Source organism: Variovorax sp. 01N429, from assembly GCF_056399425.1.
Map to the genome: position 1 here is coordinate 1 of NZ_JBFTRG010000148.1, position 421 is coordinate 421.

The 421-nt window shown below is 74.8% G+C and carries 1 protein-coding gene; it reads right to left on the reverse strand.

The genetic code is table 11. The features are described 5' to 3' along the window. Positions 1 to 421: protein kinase domain-containing protein (locus AC1DSF_RS31000; RefSeq protein ID WP_478184143.1), on the reverse strand; the 421-nt coding region annotated here is incomplete at both ends.

Sequence of the window (421 nt, forward strand, 5' to 3'; positions counted from 1 at the left end):
GTCCCGTCCGCCGTGAGCCCCCACACCGCCGCCGCGCGCTGCGCGACCTCCGCGGACAGGGTGCTCGGCAGCCAGCCGAGGCCGTCTTCCTCGGTGGCGGTCGCGGTACGGATCTGCGCCGCGGTCGGCCGGTCGGCGGGGTCCTTGGCGACACATGTGATGACCAACTCGCGCAGCCAGTCAGGGAGTTCGGTCAGGTTGGGGTCGCCGCGCAGGACGCGTTCGCCCGTACCGGCTTCGTCGTCGGCGCCGAACGGCGGGGTTCCGGTGGCCGCGAACGCCAGCAGGGAGCCGAGCGAGAAGACATCGGACGCGGCCTCCGCCGTCCGCCCGTCGAGCTGTTCGGGGGAGCGGAAGCCGGGGGACGGCAGGACCGTCCCCACCACGACACCCCGGTCGGTGACCGTCGGCCCGTCCGGGC